The organism is Lysobacter gummosus (assembly GCF_001442805.1).
Taxonomy (GTDB): Bacteria; Pseudomonadota; Gammaproteobacteria; order Xanthomonadales; family Xanthomonadaceae; genus Lysobacter; species Lysobacter gummosus.
Map to the genome: position 1 here is coordinate 3,940,002 of NZ_CP011131.1, position 15,490 is coordinate 3,955,491.

18 protein-coding genes are annotated in these 15,490 nt (G+C 60.8%); 15 read left to right on the forward strand and 3 right to left on the reverse strand.

Features of this window, described 5'->3' with window-relative positions:
* Window positions 1–80: 80 nt before the first annotated feature.
* Window positions 81–1,088: a phage portal protein gene (locus LG3211_RS16120; protein ID WP_057943723.1), complete on the reverse strand. Its 1,008-nt coding sequence runs from the start codon at window positions 1,086–1,088 to the stop codon at window positions 81–83.
* Window positions 1,088–2,848, reverse strand: coding sequence for a terminase ATPase subunit family protein (locus LG3211_RS16125; RefSeq protein WP_057943724.1), 1,761 nt, complete (start codon window positions 2,846–2,848; stop codon window positions 1,088–1,090). Before LG3211_RS16125 ends, LG3211_RS16120 begins: the two co-directional genes overlap by 1 nt.
* Before the next feature lie 77 nt (window positions 2,849–2,925).
* Between LG3211_RS16125 and LG3211_RS16130 the strand changes: the two genes are divergently transcribed.
* From LG3211_RS16130 to LG3211_RS16185, 12 genes are all read left to right on the forward strand, one after another.
* Window positions 2,926–3,831, forward strand: a complete 906-nt coding sequence (locus LG3211_RS16130; RefSeq protein ID WP_237049771.1) for a GPO family capsid scaffolding protein — start codon at window positions 2,926–2,928, stop codon at window positions 3,829–3,831.
* 42 nt (window positions 3,832–3,873) lie between these two features.
* Entirely contained in the window at window positions 3,874–4,887 is a 1,014-nt protein-coding gene (locus LG3211_RS16135; RefSeq protein ID WP_057943726.1) for a phage major capsid protein, P2 family, read from the forward strand.
* Between the two features lie 108 nt (window positions 4,888–4,995).
* Window positions 4,996–5,625 carry a phage terminase small subunit gene (gene gpM, locus LG3211_RS16140; RefSeq protein WP_222837512.1) on the forward strand — a complete coding sequence of 210 codons (630 nt, stop codon included), beginning with the start codon at window positions 4,996–4,998 and terminating at the stop codon, window positions 5,623–5,625.
* A 129-nt stretch (window positions 5,626–5,754) separates the two neighbouring features.
* The gene (locus tag LG3211_RS16145; protein ID WP_057943728.1) at window positions 5,755–6,228 is read left to right on the forward strand and encodes a head completion/stabilization protein; all 474 of its coding nucleotides are present in this window, start codon (window positions 5,755–5,757) and stop codon (window positions 6,226–6,228) included.
* Window positions 6,228–6,437: a tail protein X gene (locus tag LG3211_RS16150; RefSeq protein WP_057943729.1), complete on the forward strand. Its 210-nt coding sequence runs from the start codon at window positions 6,228–6,230 to the stop codon at window positions 6,435–6,437. The genes LG3211_RS16145 and LG3211_RS16150 overlap by 1 nt, the downstream gene beginning before the upstream one ends.
* Before the next feature lie 8 nt (window positions 6,438–6,445).
* Window positions 6,446–6,844, forward strand: a complete 399-nt coding sequence (locus LG3211_RS16155; protein WP_148648959.1) for a hypothetical protein — start codon at window positions 6,446–6,448, stop codon at window positions 6,842–6,844.
* Entirely contained in the window at window positions 6,841–7,254 is a 414-nt protein-coding gene (locus LG3211_RS16160) for a hypothetical protein (protein ID WP_057943731.1), read from the forward strand. Before LG3211_RS16155 ends, LG3211_RS16160 begins: the two co-directional genes overlap by 4 nt.
* Window positions 7,244–7,882: a glycoside hydrolase family 19 protein gene (locus LG3211_RS16165; RefSeq protein WP_057943732.1), complete on the forward strand. Its 639-nt coding sequence runs from the start codon at window positions 7,244–7,246 to the stop codon at window positions 7,880–7,882. Before LG3211_RS16160 ends, LG3211_RS16165 begins: the two co-directional genes overlap by 11 nt.
* Window positions 7,879–8,367 (forward strand): hypothetical protein, encoded by a 489-nt coding sequence (locus LG3211_RS16170; RefSeq protein WP_057943733.1) that lies wholly within the window; start codon window positions 7,879–7,881, stop codon window positions 8,365–8,367. The genes LG3211_RS16165 and LG3211_RS16170 overlap by 4 nt, the downstream gene beginning before the upstream one ends.
* Window positions 8,364–8,801 (forward strand): phage tail protein, encoded by a 438-nt coding sequence (locus LG3211_RS16175; RefSeq protein WP_057943734.1) that lies wholly within the window; start codon window positions 8,364–8,366, stop codon window positions 8,799–8,801. Before LG3211_RS16170 ends, LG3211_RS16175 begins: the two co-directional genes overlap by 4 nt.
* On the forward strand, window positions 8,798–9,265 hold the full coding sequence (locus LG3211_RS24950; RefSeq protein ID WP_083512586.1) for a phage virion morphogenesis protein: 468 nt from the start codon (window positions 8,798–8,800) through the stop codon (window positions 9,263–9,265). The genes LG3211_RS16175 and LG3211_RS24950 overlap by 4 nt, the downstream gene beginning before the upstream one ends.
* A gap of 134 nt (window positions 9,266–9,399) precedes the next feature.
* Window positions 9,400–11,688 (forward strand): nSTAND3 domain-containing NTPase, encoded by a 2,289-nt coding sequence (locus LG3211_RS16185; RefSeq protein WP_148648960.1) that lies wholly within the window; start codon window positions 9,400–9,402, stop codon window positions 11,686–11,688.
* A 19-nt stretch (window positions 11,689–11,707) separates the two neighbouring features.
* On the opposite strand, the gene LG3211_RS16190 is transcribed toward LG3211_RS16185, so the two are convergent.
* Window positions 11,708–12,172 carry a hypothetical protein gene (locus LG3211_RS16190; protein WP_148648961.1) on the reverse strand — a complete coding sequence of 155 codons (465 nt, stop codon included), beginning with the start codon at window positions 12,170–12,172 and terminating at the stop codon, window positions 11,708–11,710.
* A 144-nt stretch (window positions 12,173–12,316) separates the two neighbouring features.
* Here LG3211_RS16190 and LG3211_RS16195 point away from each other — a divergent pair, with 144 nt between their 5' ends.
* The 3 genes from LG3211_RS16195 to LG3211_RS16205 are packed head-to-tail and all read left to right on the forward strand — an operon-like array spanning window position 12,317 to window position 15,490.
* On the forward strand, window positions 12,317–13,207 hold the full coding sequence (locus LG3211_RS16195; RefSeq protein ID WP_057943738.1) for a baseplate assembly protein: 891 nt from the start codon (window positions 12,317–12,319) through the stop codon (window positions 13,205–13,207).
* Window positions 13,200–13,766, forward strand: a complete 567-nt coding sequence (locus LG3211_RS16200; protein WP_057943739.1) for a phage tail protein I — start codon at window positions 13,200–13,202, stop codon at window positions 13,764–13,766. Before LG3211_RS16195 ends, LG3211_RS16200 begins: the two co-directional genes overlap by 8 nt.
* Entirely contained in the window at window positions 13,763–15,490 is a 1,728-nt protein-coding gene (locus LG3211_RS16205) for a tail fiber domain-containing protein (protein ID WP_148648962.1), read from the forward strand. The genes LG3211_RS16200 and LG3211_RS16205 overlap by 4 nt, the downstream gene beginning before the upstream one ends.

Below are 15,490 nucleotides of genomic sequence, written 5' to 3' on the forward strand. Positions count from 1 at the left end.
CTATGTGAGCTTGATCGGGTTTTCGTGGAACTTCAATACCGTTTATCGTCATCTTTGGCTACGTGAGTCATGCACCATGATTAATCGCCCAGCTTGTACGGAATGAAGCGAACGACTTCCTCACCCAACCAATCATTGATGCGCTGGAAGCGGGTTTGCAGCGGCAACAACTCATTTCGTGCGAATACCCGTGCCGCCTTCTCCACGTCGCCAAAGCCGCCCGTGTTGTTCGGCACGATGCCAAGCAACTGCGGCGGCACGCGATGCGCGGCGAGAACGTCATCTCGCGTCGCGCCCTTGATGCCTAGAAATTCGTCTTTCGCCGCGACTTCGCTGATAGGAATAACCTGCACACCGTCTTTCTTACCGTTCGGCGAGTACAGGAACAGATTTCGGAAGTTGCCGACGCCCTTTGCATCGCGCAATGCGTTACGCATCGCATCGATGTCGGCCTGATCCTGCGCCGCATCGTTGACGTACATGATGAAGCCGGCGTGACTGCCGTTAAGGTAATACTTGCGCCGGAACAACGTCGCCGACTCGTTCAACAGCGCCGATTGCAATGCACTCACGTACTGCGGCACGCCGTAAATCTCTTGATTGATATCCGGCTCCATGATGTGAAAGACACTGTCGGGCGCGAATTCGTGTTCATCTTCCCAGCCGCGCACGAAAAAGTATTGACCATCGTCCACACCGCGCCGAACGAACTTCGCGAGCGCATGTTTCAGCGCCAGGGGCTTGCGGCTCCGCGCGTCCCGCCGCTCTAGGTAGCCATTACCGAGAGCAATGGTGTCTAGCGCCAGCTTTTCGAACTGATCGCCACTGAGCAAGCGATGCGGTACGAACGTGGACACCAAGATGTTGCACTTCGTGTACATGGCGGACGCGTGATGCGGGCTCGACCGAAACGCCCGCGCGAGCCCGTCCAGCGACACCGGGGGTTCGTACCACTTGCCAGCGCGTACGCATTCCAGATGCTCCAACAAACCGCGCTTGTCCAGCACGGGCACCGGCTCGCCGAAGCTAAAGGCTTGCGCCTTGGCCTTCGTAGTGATTTGCGTTTCCGCAGGCGCAACAGCACTCATTAAATAATCTCCACAATGGAACGATGGCGGGCGGTCATGCCCTCTAAGGGTTCGTTGTCCAGCGCGTGCATCACGGCCCATGCCAAATCGGCGTGACCTATGTCGTCGCTGCGGCTGGCTTCGTAGGTGGCTTGCCGGCCGGTCGCGGTGAGGGTCTTGCGGATCGACATGAACGCCTGCGCGATATCAGTCCACGCCGCGTCAAACTCCAAACGCCCGCTAGAAATCACATCCTTCGCCTTCAACACCATTCGGGTTTTGATCTCCACCGAATACGTGATGTTGCGGACGCTGGGGAAGAAGTCGCGCACCAGCGGGAACACACCCGCGCCAACGCCGGTTGCGTCCACGCCGATATAGGTCACGTTGTATTGCTGCGTAATCTTGCGGATGCGTTCGGCCTGGGTCTTGAAATCCATACCGCGCCATTGGTGCTTTTCCAGCAGGCGGAATTTTCCGCCCGGCACCAGCGGCGGCGCGACCACGACCAGACCGGCGCTATCGCCGGTCAATGCTGGGTCGTAGCCGACCCATACCTCACGATGGCCGAGCGGTCGCAGCGCGAACGGCTTGAAGTCGTCCCACACGCTCCACGAATCGACAAAACAGCGCTGCATCTCTGCGAGCGGGAACACCGACAGCGTGTCGTCCACGAACTCGCACATAAGCAAGTTTGCCCATTCGTCCGGGCTGTACTCCAAGCGCAGTTGATCAAGATCGAAAAGGTTGCACCCTTGGCGTAGCGCGTCCTCAATCGTGACGATTTGCCGCCACTGACCATCCGCGCACATGCGACCGTCGCGCAGCGCTTCGTGCGATACGTCAACCTTTACCCGATCCTCTTTCCTGCGCCCTTTATTGAAGTGGGCGCCCGTCCAGAACGCATAGGCTTGATGCGTGACGCTTGACGGCGTAGAGAAATACGTTTGCCGCCAGTGCTTATGCAGCGCCATGCCGGCCGCAACCTTGCGCAATTCTTCGAACTGATGCGTCCAAAAGTATTCGTCAAAGTACAGATTGCCGTGATAGCTCTGCGCCGTCCGCACGTTGGTGCCAAGGAAATACAGCGTCGCACCGTTCGGCAGAATGATGGGGTCGCCGGTCAGGTCTACATCGACGGTCTGCGCGAACTGCGCAATGTACTGCTTGAACACGTGCGCCTGCGCCTTGCTGGCCGACAGGAAGATTTGATTCCGCCCGGTCTCCAACGCATCGACCAACGCCTCACGCGCGAAATAGAACGTGGCGCCGATTTGGCGCGACTTGAGGATGTTTCGGATGCGCTCGCCGAATGCGTTCTTGCGCCAGTGCCGTTGATAGCCGAATAGCTGATCGTCAAACGACGAAATCAGCTTGGCTTGCTGCTCCTCGCTGAACGCGTTACGCACCGGCTTGCGCTTCGGCTTTGCATTTCGGTTCGCGATGTTTGGATTCAAGTCGCCTTCGTGCCCTCCCGGCTCGCTGTAACGGCGCACTCGCGCCGTGCGCTCGATCTGGCGGCACAGCAGGTCGATTTCTTTGTAGTCGGCGCCGGTCTTCGGGTCTTTGTGGACGAGCTGCACCACACGCGCTTCAATCGAGGATTCCAAGCGCTCAATCGGCGATGCGTCATCCCATTTGTCACGCTGTTTCCAGCTTTCGACCGTGGTTCGCGCAAGCGCGTAGAACTTCGCGATATCGGTAATGCGCCAGCCCTGCCAGTACAGAGCGCGGGCACTGCGGCGGTGATCGATGTTGGGCGCAGGCGTGAATGAAAGCATGCACGCAAGCTAGTTCGCGCGCGCACTAAGCTTGCAACGTTACGCCGCGTGTATGCGCTTTACACGCGTGCGTTGCGTTGCTGCGAGCCATCGCCGGGATCGACCATAACCCCATCGAAACAACACTCGTTCGGGGTTCTCTGGTGGCAAAGCAAGTCAAGTTTTACCGCGTCGCTGTCGAGGGCAACACGTGCGACCGACGTGTAATCGAACGTTCGTGGCTGCTCGACGCGGCCGCCACCTACAACCGCGAGACCTATGCCGCGCGTGTGTGGATGGAACACATTCGCTCGGTCAGTCCCGAATCCCCCTTCGGTGCGTATGGCGACGTGCTGGCGCTCAAAACCGAAATGGTCGAGATCAACGGCGAACGCAAACTCGCACTGTTCGCCCAGATTCAGCCCACGACTTCGTTGGTCGCGCTCAACAAGAAGAAACAGAAGCTTTATTCCTCTATCGAAATCGAGCCCGATTTCGCCAGCACCGGCCGCGCCTATCTCACCGGACTGGCCGTCACCGACAGCCCCGCGAGCCTGGGCACCGAAATGTTGACGTTCGCCGCTACCAACCCCGGCGGTCATCCCTACGCCTCGCGAAAGTTCAGCGCCAACTCTGTGTTTACCGTCGCCGAACCCATTGAGTTTGCATTTGATGAAGAGGCCGAACAACCCGCAGCGCCCGGCGAAACGTTGTTCAACAAAGTTCGCTCACTGCTCGGTATCAAGAGCCGCACCGACGATGCGCGGTTCGCCGACGTGCATAGCGCCGTCGAGCAAATCGCGCAGGCCACTGCCGATGCATCAACCGCCATCGGTGAGCGCAACCGCGACGCGCAGGCACTACGGCAGGAATTCGACTGCTATCGCTCGGACACCGAACGCGAACTCAAAGCGTTTCGGGAACTGCTCGACGTGACGCCAAACGGCGAGCCGACCCGGCCGACCGCGACCGGCGCCGACGCCGACGCCTTCACCGACTGCTAATCCGCCGCGCGGCGCCTTCCCCTTTTTTCGAGTCCTTATCAAATGCTTAAGAATACCCGCAAGAAGTTCAACGATTACACCGCTCAAGTCGCGACCGTCAACGACGCGGAGAGCGCCACCGAACAATTCGCCGTGGCGCCGAGTGTGCAACAGACGATGGAGAACCGAATGCAGGAAAGTTCGGTATTCCTTCAGTCCGTGAACATCCAGCCGGTTGATGAGATCAAGGGCGAAAAGCTCGGGCTCGGCATCGGCGAGCCGGTCGCCAGCACGACCAACACCGACGAGAAGGACCGCGAGACCGCCGACCCGACCGGCATCGACGCCACCGGCTACGAATGCACCAAGACCAACAGCGATACCCACATTAAGTATTCCAAGCTGGACGCCTGGGCAAAGTTCAAGGACTTCCAAGCCCGCGTGCGCAATAGCTTGCTCCAGCGGCAGGCGTTGGACCGCATGATTATCGGCTTCAATGGCGTTGATCGCGTCGCGAACTCGGATCGTGTTAAGAACCCGCTCTTGCAGGACGTGAACAAGGGTTGGTTGCAGAAGTACCGCGAGAACGCTTCCGCCCGCGTGTTGAACAAGGGTAAGGCAGGCGGCGCGATCCTGATCGGCGGCGACAACGCCGATTACGGCAACCTTGACGCATTGGTGTTCGATGCCGTCAACAACCTCATTGCGCCGTGGTGGCAGGAAGATGCCGGGCTGGTCGCGATCTGCGGCCGTCGCTTGCTGGCCGACAAGTATTTTCCGTTACTCAACCAGAACGTGCCGACCGAGAAATTAGCGGCCGATATGATCGTGAGTCAGAAGCGCATCGGCGATCACGGCGCGGTGCGCGTGCCGTACTTCCCGCCGAACTCGATCTTTATCACCCGCTTGGACAATCTTTCGATCTACTGGCAGGAAGGTTCGCGCCGCCGCACGATCACCGACAACGCAAAGCGCGACCGGATCGAGAATTACGAATCGTCCAACGACGCCTATGTGGTCGAGGACTATGCGGCCGGTTGCCTTATCGAGAACATCCAGATTGTCCCGGCGAAGTAAGCGATGACGCTCGCACGCCATCACTTCGAACGCGTATCGGCCGCCGAGGCTTCGGCTTCGGCGGACCCCGGCGAGCCGATCAACGCCAGTGCCTACGAACTCATGTTGATGAAGCTCGCCGAGGACCGCCGACGCCTGAAGCTCGTTCAGTCGGTAGAACGAAAGATCGAAGTCAAACGCAAGCTGCTGCCCGAGTACGCACCGTGGATCGAAGGCGTGTTGAGTAGTGGGCGTGGCGGCCAAGACGCGGTGTTGATGTTCGTCCTGGTCTGGCACATCGACGCGGGCAATTACGCCGATGCGCTGCGCATCGCCGACTATGCGTTGCGGTTCGATCTGGCGATGCCCGACACGTACCAGCGCACGACCGCAACCGTCATCGCCGAGCAAATCGCCGACGCGGCGTTGATCGCGCAGGCGGGCGGCGCGGCGTTTTCGCTCGGGGTGTTGTCGCAGGCCGAGGAACTGACCCGCGATAAGGACATGCCCGACGAAGTGCGCGCCAAGCTGCATAAGGCGCTCGGCATCGGCTACATGGCGAAGGCCGGCGAGGCGCCCTATTCCGGTGCCCCGCGCGGCTGGGCCGAGATTGCCCGCGACCATCTGCGCCGCGCCTTGCAGTTGCACGACCGCGTAGGCGTCAAAAAGGAAATCGAACGTCTCGACCGCGCTTTGAACAAGCCCGATCCCGCTTTGCGCCAAGCCGAGAGCGGCGGGCCGGAATCCGCACCCGCGTAATCCGCCCGCCGTCTCGGCCCATCCCTGGCTCTACCGAGTCGCCCACCCGCGCGCACGGCGGCGGGGCGAGCGTGCGGACCTCTCTCCCCAATCGCTCGCCCCCCACCGCCGTTTTTACCTGGACACTGCATGAGCGCTTTTATCGCCGTCGCACCGGACACCACCGCACCCGAACGCGACACCCTGACCAACGAGGATTGGTTCCCCGACTTGTCGCTGTCGAACCTGCGGGAGATCGGCAGAATTGACGGCACCGTGACCGGCGAACGCTTGCGCGAACTGGCGCTCTACGCCGCCATGTCGATCAATGCGCGCCTGCGCGAGTTTCGCGCCGGCAACGAGGGCGCCGGCTATCCCTCGCTCGCTGCGGTCCCATCCAGACGCATCAACGGCGAATCGCGGCTGTTGGTGCTGTACCGCCGCGCCGTCGCCTGCCTGCTCAAAGCGGACGTGATGGAACGCTATCCCGACTTCGACAGCACCGGCAGCGGCGAGCGTCGCACCGAGGACGCGCAGGACCACGCGGGCAACTGGCGCCGCAACGCGTCGTGGGCCGTGAGCGATATCACGGGCGCGACGCGTTCGGTCGTGGAACTCATCTGATGCGCGTCTACGCCGCGCAGGGCGAGACCCTGGACGCGCTGTGCTGGCGCGTCCTGGGACGCACGGCGGGCGTTGTAGAGGCCGCGCTCATCGCCAATCCCGCCCTAGCCGACCTGGGGCCGATCCTGCCGCATGGCACCGCCGTGGATCTGTTGCCGCCCGTCGCCACCACGCCGGCCCACCAAACCCTCATCCAACTTTGGGACTGATCGACCGCATGACGCCACCGACCGAACCCCTGTTGTCCATTCCCGCACTGACCGGCACGGCCGCCGCGTCCTCATCGTTGGGCGTGATCGCCTGGACTTCGCCACTCGCACACGTCGGCGTGCCGGCTGCGGTGCTGTGCATGGCGTTTACCGGCGTGGCCTGCGGTTTGCTCGCCAGCCGTCCCGGAGGCACCCGTAAACGGCTGTATGGCCTGGCACTCGCCTATGCCGCCGTATCGGCTTGCATTGCCATCGTTGTGCCGACGTTCCCCGGCCTGGACTTCCTGCAATCCGTCGCGCCCGCGCTCGCGCTGCTGATCGCGTTTTTTTCGCAATCCCTGATCCCGGTCATTGGCGAGGCATTGGCCGAGCGGTTGAAACGCGTTATCGGAGGCAAGCCGGAATGATCCTGTTCGATTGGCTGTGCGCCCTGGTCGCTCTGTTGACCGCCCTGGCGATGCTCAAGGACACGCCGACCGGCGCCGATCTGCGCGACGAACTGCGACTGATCTTCGCCCAAAACCTCGCCGCCTACGGCGCGGGCGGTTGGCGCTCGATCGATCGCGCCGACCTGGGCGCGGTCCTGCGGTTCGCCCTGCGCCTGTTTGCCCTGGTCGCGGTCGTGTCCTGCGCGGGCGCCGCGGTCATGTGGCCGCCGTGGCTGGCGATTGCCTTTCCGTCTGAGCGCGTCTTGCGCTGCGCCCTGTGCATCTTCCTGGCGCTGCAAGCGCCGTGCCCGTGGTGGCGCTACATCGCCCACGGACACCCCCGCGCGTCCCGTCTGTCGATTCGGAGTCCCCGCCGTCATGTTCACTGAAACCCAACTGGCCGCCGCCGTTCAATGCCCGCCCGCCCGCGCCGTGCGATGGCTGTCGCCGCTACTGCGCGCCATGCACCGACAAGGCATCACCACGCCACGCCGCGCCGCGCACTTCCTGGCCCAGCTCGGGCACGAAAGCGCCGGCCTGTCGCGCCTGGAAGAAAACCTCAATTACTCGGCCTCGCGCCTGCTGGAAGTCTTCGAAGACCATTTCAACCCAGCCACGGCCGCGCAGTACGCGGGCCAGCCCGAACGCATCGGCAATCGCGTGTATGCGTCGAGCAACGGCAACCGCAACGAGTCCAGCGGCGACGGCTATCGTTTCCGAGGCCGTAGCCCGGTGCATCTGACCGGGCGCGCAAATTACCGCTGGATCGGCGAATTACTGGGCCTGCCGTTGGAAGCGCAACCCGACCTTGCAACCGGCGTGGAAGTCGGCGCCGATATCGCGGCGGCCTACTGGCGCGGTCGTGGCCTCAACATCCTGGCCGACGAAAACGACACGCTCGGCGTGAGTCGCAAACTCAACCTGGGCCGCACCGATACCCGCCGCCTGCCGAACGGCTGGGTAGACCGCGCGGCGCGCACCAAACGCGCCCTGGCCGCGTTCGGGCTGGCCGCATGACCCGTGCGCTAGCGCTGCTGCTGGTGCTGGTCGCCCTGGTCGGCGGTTTCGTCCATATCGAGAACGGACGCCGCCACGCGGCCGAGGAACGCGCCAGCGCGGCCGAGGACGCCCGCCGCGAGGCCGAGGACGCCCGCGATCTGGCGTTGGCCCATGAGCGCGTTGTGGTGCGTTACGTGGACCGCGTGCAGGTCGTGCGCGCCAACGCCCAAATCATCACCAAGGAAATCCCCATCTATGTCACTCCGACCGCCGACGCTGCTTGCACTGTGCCTGTTGGGTTTGTGCGCCTGCATGACGCCGCCGCAGCGAACCAACCCACCACCCCAAGCACCGGAAATCCTGATGCGCCCGCCGCTGGCGTTGCGCTCTCTGACGTTGCCGGCGCCGTCGCCGACAACTACGCCACCTGTCACGCCAACGCCGAGCAAGTAATCGGCTTGCAGGACTACGTGCGCGAACTGCTGCGCCTGCGCAATCCATGAACAAGCCGGCCAGTTTGCGCGCCCATCTCGCAAAGGCGATTCCAGAACTGCAACGCAACCCCGAAAGCCTGCTGGTGTTCGTGGAGGAAGGAAGCCTAATCAGCACCGCGCAAACGAGCGAGTCATTCGAACTGCGTTATCGGCTGTCGCTGGTGCTGGTGGATTTCGTCGGCGATGCCAATCGCCTCTTTCTGGCGGTGTTGCGCTGGGCCGCACTGCATCAAAACGAATTGCTCGCCAATCCCGACCGGCGCGGCGATATCGCGTTTGAGGTGGACGTGATCGACCATGAGCGCGCCGACGTGGAGATTCGTTTACCGCTAACCGAACGAATCGGCGTGCTCGTCCTGCAGAACGGCGAGGACCGTATTACGCCGTGGCCCGAGCCGAAGTTCGACCCTGAGTCGTGGTGCAACTTCGGCATGGTGCCGTGAACGATCTTGAGCAATTGGAAACGTGGGCGACGCCGCTGATTGCGGCGCTGGCCCCATCCGCTCGCAGCAAACTGCTACAAGCGCTAGCTGTTGATCTACGGCGGTCGCAACAACGCCGCATCGCGCAGCAACGCAACCCGGACGGCAGCGTCTACGCACCGCGCAAGCCGCAGCGAGAGGACCGTGCCGGCCGCATTCGTCGCGGCGCCATGTTTCGACGCATCCGCATGGCCCGCCATCTGCGAGCGACCAGCAACGCGGACGGGTTGCGCGTCGGATACGCCGGACGCGTAGCCCGCATCGCCCGCGTTCACCAAGAGGGTGGCATCGACATCGCGAAGCGCGGTGGTGCCTCTATCCGCTACGCCCGCCGGCAACTGCTCGGCTTCAATGAAAAAGACCGAGAACTAGTCCAGAGTTGGCTACTTAATCACCTAAGCCAGACAGCACCCTTGCCGAGATGACAGCAGAGCATCTATAAGTGATCGATCGCTCAAACGGTGGAAGTAGTTCGCGACCTCCAGGCGGTAAACTTTATATTCGGATTGCTGCTAGATTCGTTTCCAACCGCCCCCCCGAACCAAGAAAGCCTCAAACAATGTACGACTTCAAAACGCTTTCATACGCAGACTTTGAAGACTTGACCCGCGACTTGGTGGGTGAGGCTCTCTCGCTTAACTTTGAGGGCTTCTGTCCAGGCCCTGATGGAGGAATAGATGGTCGCCACGCCATGGGTGGGCAGACCACTATTTTGCAAGCCAAACACTACGCCGGCTCAAGCTTCTCACAATTAAAATCCGAGATGAGGCGCGCGCGCGCGACTATCGACTGTTTAATCGCGGACCGTTACCTACTCGTCACCTCATGCCCGCTTACACCTGCGAATAAAATTGAACTCGCAGAGATTATTGGCACCAAGCTTAAGCAATCAGCGGATATCCTGGGGCCTGAAGATCTCAATGCCATGCTTCGACGTTACCCGAGCATAGAAAAAAGTCACATCAAATTATGGCTATCGAGTGCTGCGGTATTAGATCGCATCATTCGTTCCGTGCACTACGACTTTGCCGCACAATCCCGCGAGGAAATGGAGGAAAAGGTTAAGGTCTACGTGCCTAATCCGAGCTTCAACGAATCTTTCGACAAGCTTGAGAAGCACCATGTTTTGATCATTTCTGGGCCGCCAGGAGTGGGGAAGTCTACGCTGGCCGAGATGCTTTCCTATAGCTATATCGGGAAAGACTGGGAGTACATACCCATTCGCAGCCTTGACGATGGTTTTAGCGCTCTGAACGATTCACGACACCGCGTCTACTACTTCGATGACTTTCTAGGCCAAATCGCCCTAGATCCGAAGACCCTCGCTGCAAAAGACTCCGAACTGGCTAGATTCATTCGCAAAATCCGCTCCACTGGTAACGCGCGCTTCATCATGACCACTCGCGCCTACATCTTCGAAGAAGCCAGAAGGTTGTCAGATCATTTAGCCGATCCGCAGCTAGATATGAACAAATACATCCTGGACGTGGGAATATATACACGCCGAATTAGGGCGCGCATCCTATACAACCACTTGCTGGCCCGAAGCACGCCGCTATCGTTCGTGCAAGCCTTGATCCTCAGCGGAGAATTGCCCAGCATCATCGATCATCCGAATTACAATCCTCGTGTCATTGAGTGGATGACGGATGTGAATCGTCTTCAGAACGTGGCGCCAGATGAATATGTTGGCACCTTTATGGGCGCCCTCGACAACCCCCATAATCTTTGGGATACCGCGTTCCGCACGCACCTCAAGCCGCACTGTCAGCACCTCTTAATTGCACTTTTCTTTATGCAACAGTACGGCGCGGACCTTGATGACCTGCGCATTGCTTACGACGCACTTCACGCGGTCCTATGTGAAAAGCACCGGCTGTCTTCTACGCCCAAAGATTTCGTTGAGTCCATTAGAATTCTAGAGGGCGGATTCATCGCTCTCACAGGTCGCAGCGCTTCGTTCGTCAACCCTTCGCTTCGCGACTACTTATCCGACTATCTGAGCGATTTTGCATTGCTCCGCACCATCGCACCAACCGCGCAATCGGCGCGCTGGGCGAGAAATCTCTGGAGGCACGCTCAAGCCATCGACTTGGGTGATGGCCAGCACAGGCAATTGGTATTGTCTTTGGTGCCAGTCGCTGAATCATTCCGAAGCATTCCTCTTTTCAGGCAGAGCCATCAAGATCCTAACTCACTAGAGACACGCGACCTTCAAAACGCCGAGAGAATTCGCGTGATACTTGAATGGTGGCTGGTTACCGGCGAAAAATCTTTGGCAGCCTCAGCACTAGCGTATGCCGAAAACCCAGCAGAGCCATTTCGGTCGTGGCGAGACCTGGAAGATATGACGAATATTTTTCTAGATCTTTCAGAAGCAGAATATGATTCACTTCCTGACCGCAAGAAGCTATTGGCGGTGCTAGAGAAAACATTGATTCGCTTCTTGCAGGAAGGCTTAAGCGGCGAGGAGCTGACTCAAATGGCGGCAGCTGTAGACGCGGCGGATGGGTTGCTTAGCGATCATGCAAAATTGGATGTCGCTGACGGAATTCGATACCAGATTGAACACACCTCATCAATGAGTTATCAGACGGAGTCCCTATCCGAATTAGATGACTATGGACGTGCACTGAAACGGCTCGCGCGTCACTCAAACATTTCTATGACAGAGCTCAGTCACGCGCTATCTTTGCTTGATGACCGGCGGGATGAAATTGAGCTGACTATCCACCAGATACCTTCGCCATCTGTTTCCCGAGTGGCTGGTGCGGAACCAGAGATCTTCAGCGATGTAGACCTGAGCAATTTGTTCTCTCCATTGCTCTTTAGACAGCATGACCAATAGCTCCGACCACAACATCCATTTAACCGCGCCGTCGATAGCCCCAACGGGGTAGCTTCGCTAGCTCGTCAAGCACAGCGCGTAACCCTTCATCACTTTCCACGGCCAGCGCGTCGGGCTTATTGCCGTCGATGAGAACATCAACGCGCCACGCTTCGCGGCTCTTGCCCGCCGCTAGGTCCAACGCTCGCAGATAAGTCCGATAGCGGGAGTTATGGATGTGGCGCAGATGCCACCGCATGAATTCCGTTGTCGAAATACGGCCCTCACTCCGGGATGCGTATTCGGGATTTCCCGGCATGTACTCGCTTGAGTCCAGCGCGGAGCCGGCGGCGGTCAATAAGAAGGCGGTATCGTCGGCCAACGCGGCGCGCTGTTCTGGCGTTCGCTGCACCCGCTCTTTCAGTTCGCGCGAACGCTGCATGCACTGGGCCGCAAGCTCGATCAAATCATGGTCGAGGTAGGGGTTTCTAGGTGGGTTGCGCATGGTTGCGCCCTCAAGGCTCGACGCCCGCAGTCTACGCCCGCACGTCGCACCCGGTGAGACGGTAAAACCCGCTTACACAAAGGCACTTCGTAGGCCCATCGACGTGCGCGCGCGAATCTGACCCGAGTTTCTACCGGGTCCGCCATGTCCACTTTTACCGCCGTCGATCTGTCGCGTCTTCCGCCGCCCGCGCTGGTGGAACCGCTGGATTACGAAACGATCCTGGCGAAGCGCATCGCGAAATTCCGCGAGCTGTTTCCGGACTTCGACGGGCTCACAGAATCCGATCCGTCGATCATCCATTTGCAGGAAAGCGCTTATCGCGAATTGGTGTTCCGCCAGCGCGTCAACGACGCCGCGAAAGGCGGAATGCTCGCTTATGCAACAGGGACCGATCTTGACCACATCGGCGCACGCGACAACATCACGCGTTACATGCTCGATCCCGGCGACCCATCGCGCGGCATCCCGCCCATCTTCGAAAGCGATGCGGACTTTCGCCGCCGCATTCAGCTGGCGCCGGAAGGTTTCTCGGTCGCCGGCCCGGAAGGCGCCTACATCTTCCATGCGCTCAGCGCAGACCCGGACGTATTGGACGCGAGCGCGACCAGCCCGGCGCCCGGTGAGGTGCTGGTCACCGTCCTGGCGCGTCGCGGCGATGGCACCGCATCGCCTGCCTTAGTGAGTGCGGTTGAACGCGTGTTGACCGATGACCGCATTCGGCCGCTGACCGATTACGTCAAAGTGCAGTCGGCGCGCATCGTGCCGTTCGAAGTACGCGCCACGGTCTACACCTACGCCGGCCCCGATTCGTCATTGGTCATCGACGAATCCGTCAAACGGCTGCGTCGCTACATCGAAGAGTCGCACCGACTCGGCCGCGACGTTCCGCGCTCGGGCCTGTTCTCCGTCCTGCACTCCGAAGGCGTGCAGCGCGTCGAACTGCACTCGCCTGCGGCCGATATCGTGATCGATCGGACCCAAGCCACGAACTGCACGGCCGTGGATATCGCCGTTGGCGGCGTCGATGAATAGCCTGCTACCGCCGAACGCAACCGCATTCCAACGCGCCCTAGAAGCCACCAACGCGGCAGTTACAGAGGTTCCGATTCCGCTGCGCGAGATACGCGACCCGGATCGGTGTCCGCTTGCGTTCCTGCCGTGGCTGGCCTGGGATCGATCGATAGATTCTTGGAAGCCGTATTGGTCCGAACACGTGAAGCGCGCCCGTGTTCGCACCGCAACAGAGATTCAGCGCCGCAAGGGCACGGCGCAGAGCGTGCGCGACGTGGTGTCCGCGTTCGGCGGCGCAGTGGTGTTGCGCGAATGGTGGCAGATGGAGCCCAAGGGGCCGCCGCACACGTTCGACGTGCAGTTGACCGTCTCCGGCGAAGCCGGACAGGTCGCCACCAAAGAGTTTGTGGCGGACGTGATCGCGGAAATCGCGCGAACGAAACCCGTGCGGTCGCACTTCACTTTCACGCAAGGCGCCTATGCCGTCGGCGGCGTTGGCGTCGCCGCTGCGGCCCGCGTCGCCGTGCATCGCCGCTTGCAGTTCCAAGCCATCGAACCCAAGGACAACGCAACCTCGTGAGCGGACTTTTCATCACTGTTACCAGCGCCGGCTATCGAGCGTTGGTAAATCGCACCAACACCGGGACAAACCCGGTCACCGTGACGCATATCGGCCTGAGCGCTGCGACCTTCACCAGCACCGAGGACATGACCGCCCTTCCCGGCGAGTTCATGCGCCTGACCAGCTTCGGCGGTGTCGCAGTCGCTAAGGACACGTTGCACCTGTCCATCCGCGACGACGGCCCGGGCCAGTACGCCTATCGCGCGTTCGGTCTGTATCTGAGCGACGGCACGTTGTTTGCCATCTACAGCCAACCCGGCGTGATCCTGGACAAGAGCGCGGCCGCGTCCATGCTGCTGACCGCCGACGTGCGCTTCCAAAGGATCGACGCGACGACGCTGGTGTTTGGTGACACGTACTGGTTGAACCCGCCTGCGACCGAGACCGTGCAAGGTGTTGTAGAGATTGCCGACCGTGTCGAGGCCATCGCCGGCACAGACCACACGCGCGCCCTGACGCCGTTCGGCGGCAAAGCATTGGTAGACGCACGCCTGGGCGAGAACGCCCCGAGCGCATTTGTAAAAACGCTGTTGGCAGCGGCAACCGCGGTGGCCCTGCGCGGATCGCTGGGCCTGGGTTCCGCGTCGGTGCGCAACGAGGGCCACGGCAATAACTTGGATGCCGACAAGCTCGACGGCGAACACGGCGCGTTCTACCGCGATTTCGGAAATCTCACCAACGTACCGAGTGACTTCACCCCGAAGGCACATCGCCACGCCTGGGCCGAACTGGACGGGGTGCCCGATACCGCGCGGCGCTGGCCGACGTTCGAAGAAGTCACCGGCCGCCCCGACGCCTATAAGCCGCTGGCGCATACACACGCCATCGCCGACGTGAACGGCCTGCAACCCGCTTTGGACAGCCGCGCCAACAAGGCCCACCAACACGACGGCACGGATATCTCCGGCCGCCTGGGTGGCGTCGGAAAGACTATTGGCGATTGGAACACCGCGACGGAAAACGGTTGGTACATGGCGTCAGGCGCGGCGAACGCCCCTATCGCGGGCGAGTGGTTCATCGGCGAAGTTGTTCAGCACAACAGCGATTGGCAGACACAAACCGTCTGGACGTTCGCGTCCAACTTTCGCAACCTCTGGCGGCGACAGAAGTCGGGCGGAACGTGGACTGCCTGGGAGCGTTGCCACTTGCACGAAAGCACGCTGGACACGCGCTACGCGGTGCGTCGGGACAACGTGAGCTTTCGTGACGTAACCGCAGACCGTGGCGACGGTACCGGCGTGATCTTCCTCAACGCCAGCTTGAACCGCTATCTGTATTGGGACGGGACCAACTACAGCTTTAATGAAGCCTCGGTTTCTATGCCGGGCGGCTTGAACACGGGCTCGTCGCGCCACCTGAAAACCGATTTGCAGGCCCTGCCCTATGGCCTGGCTGAAATCGAGCGTATCCGGGTCAAGGTCGGCCAATACAAAAGCGACTTCCAAAGCGACGGGCGCCGCCGTTGCTTCGTGATCGCCGAACAGCTCGCGCCAATCATCCCCGAAGCGGTGCGTAAAAAGTCGGTGCTGTTCCGAGGCAAGCGGTACGCCGCCGTCGAGTACATCCAACTGATTCCCGTGCTGATTCGTGCGGTGCAGCAGTTGTCCGCATTGGTCCGCCAACTGACTCGGCGGGTAGACCGCGTGCATCAACGTCTTGCGAAGTTGGAACGGGGCGCATAA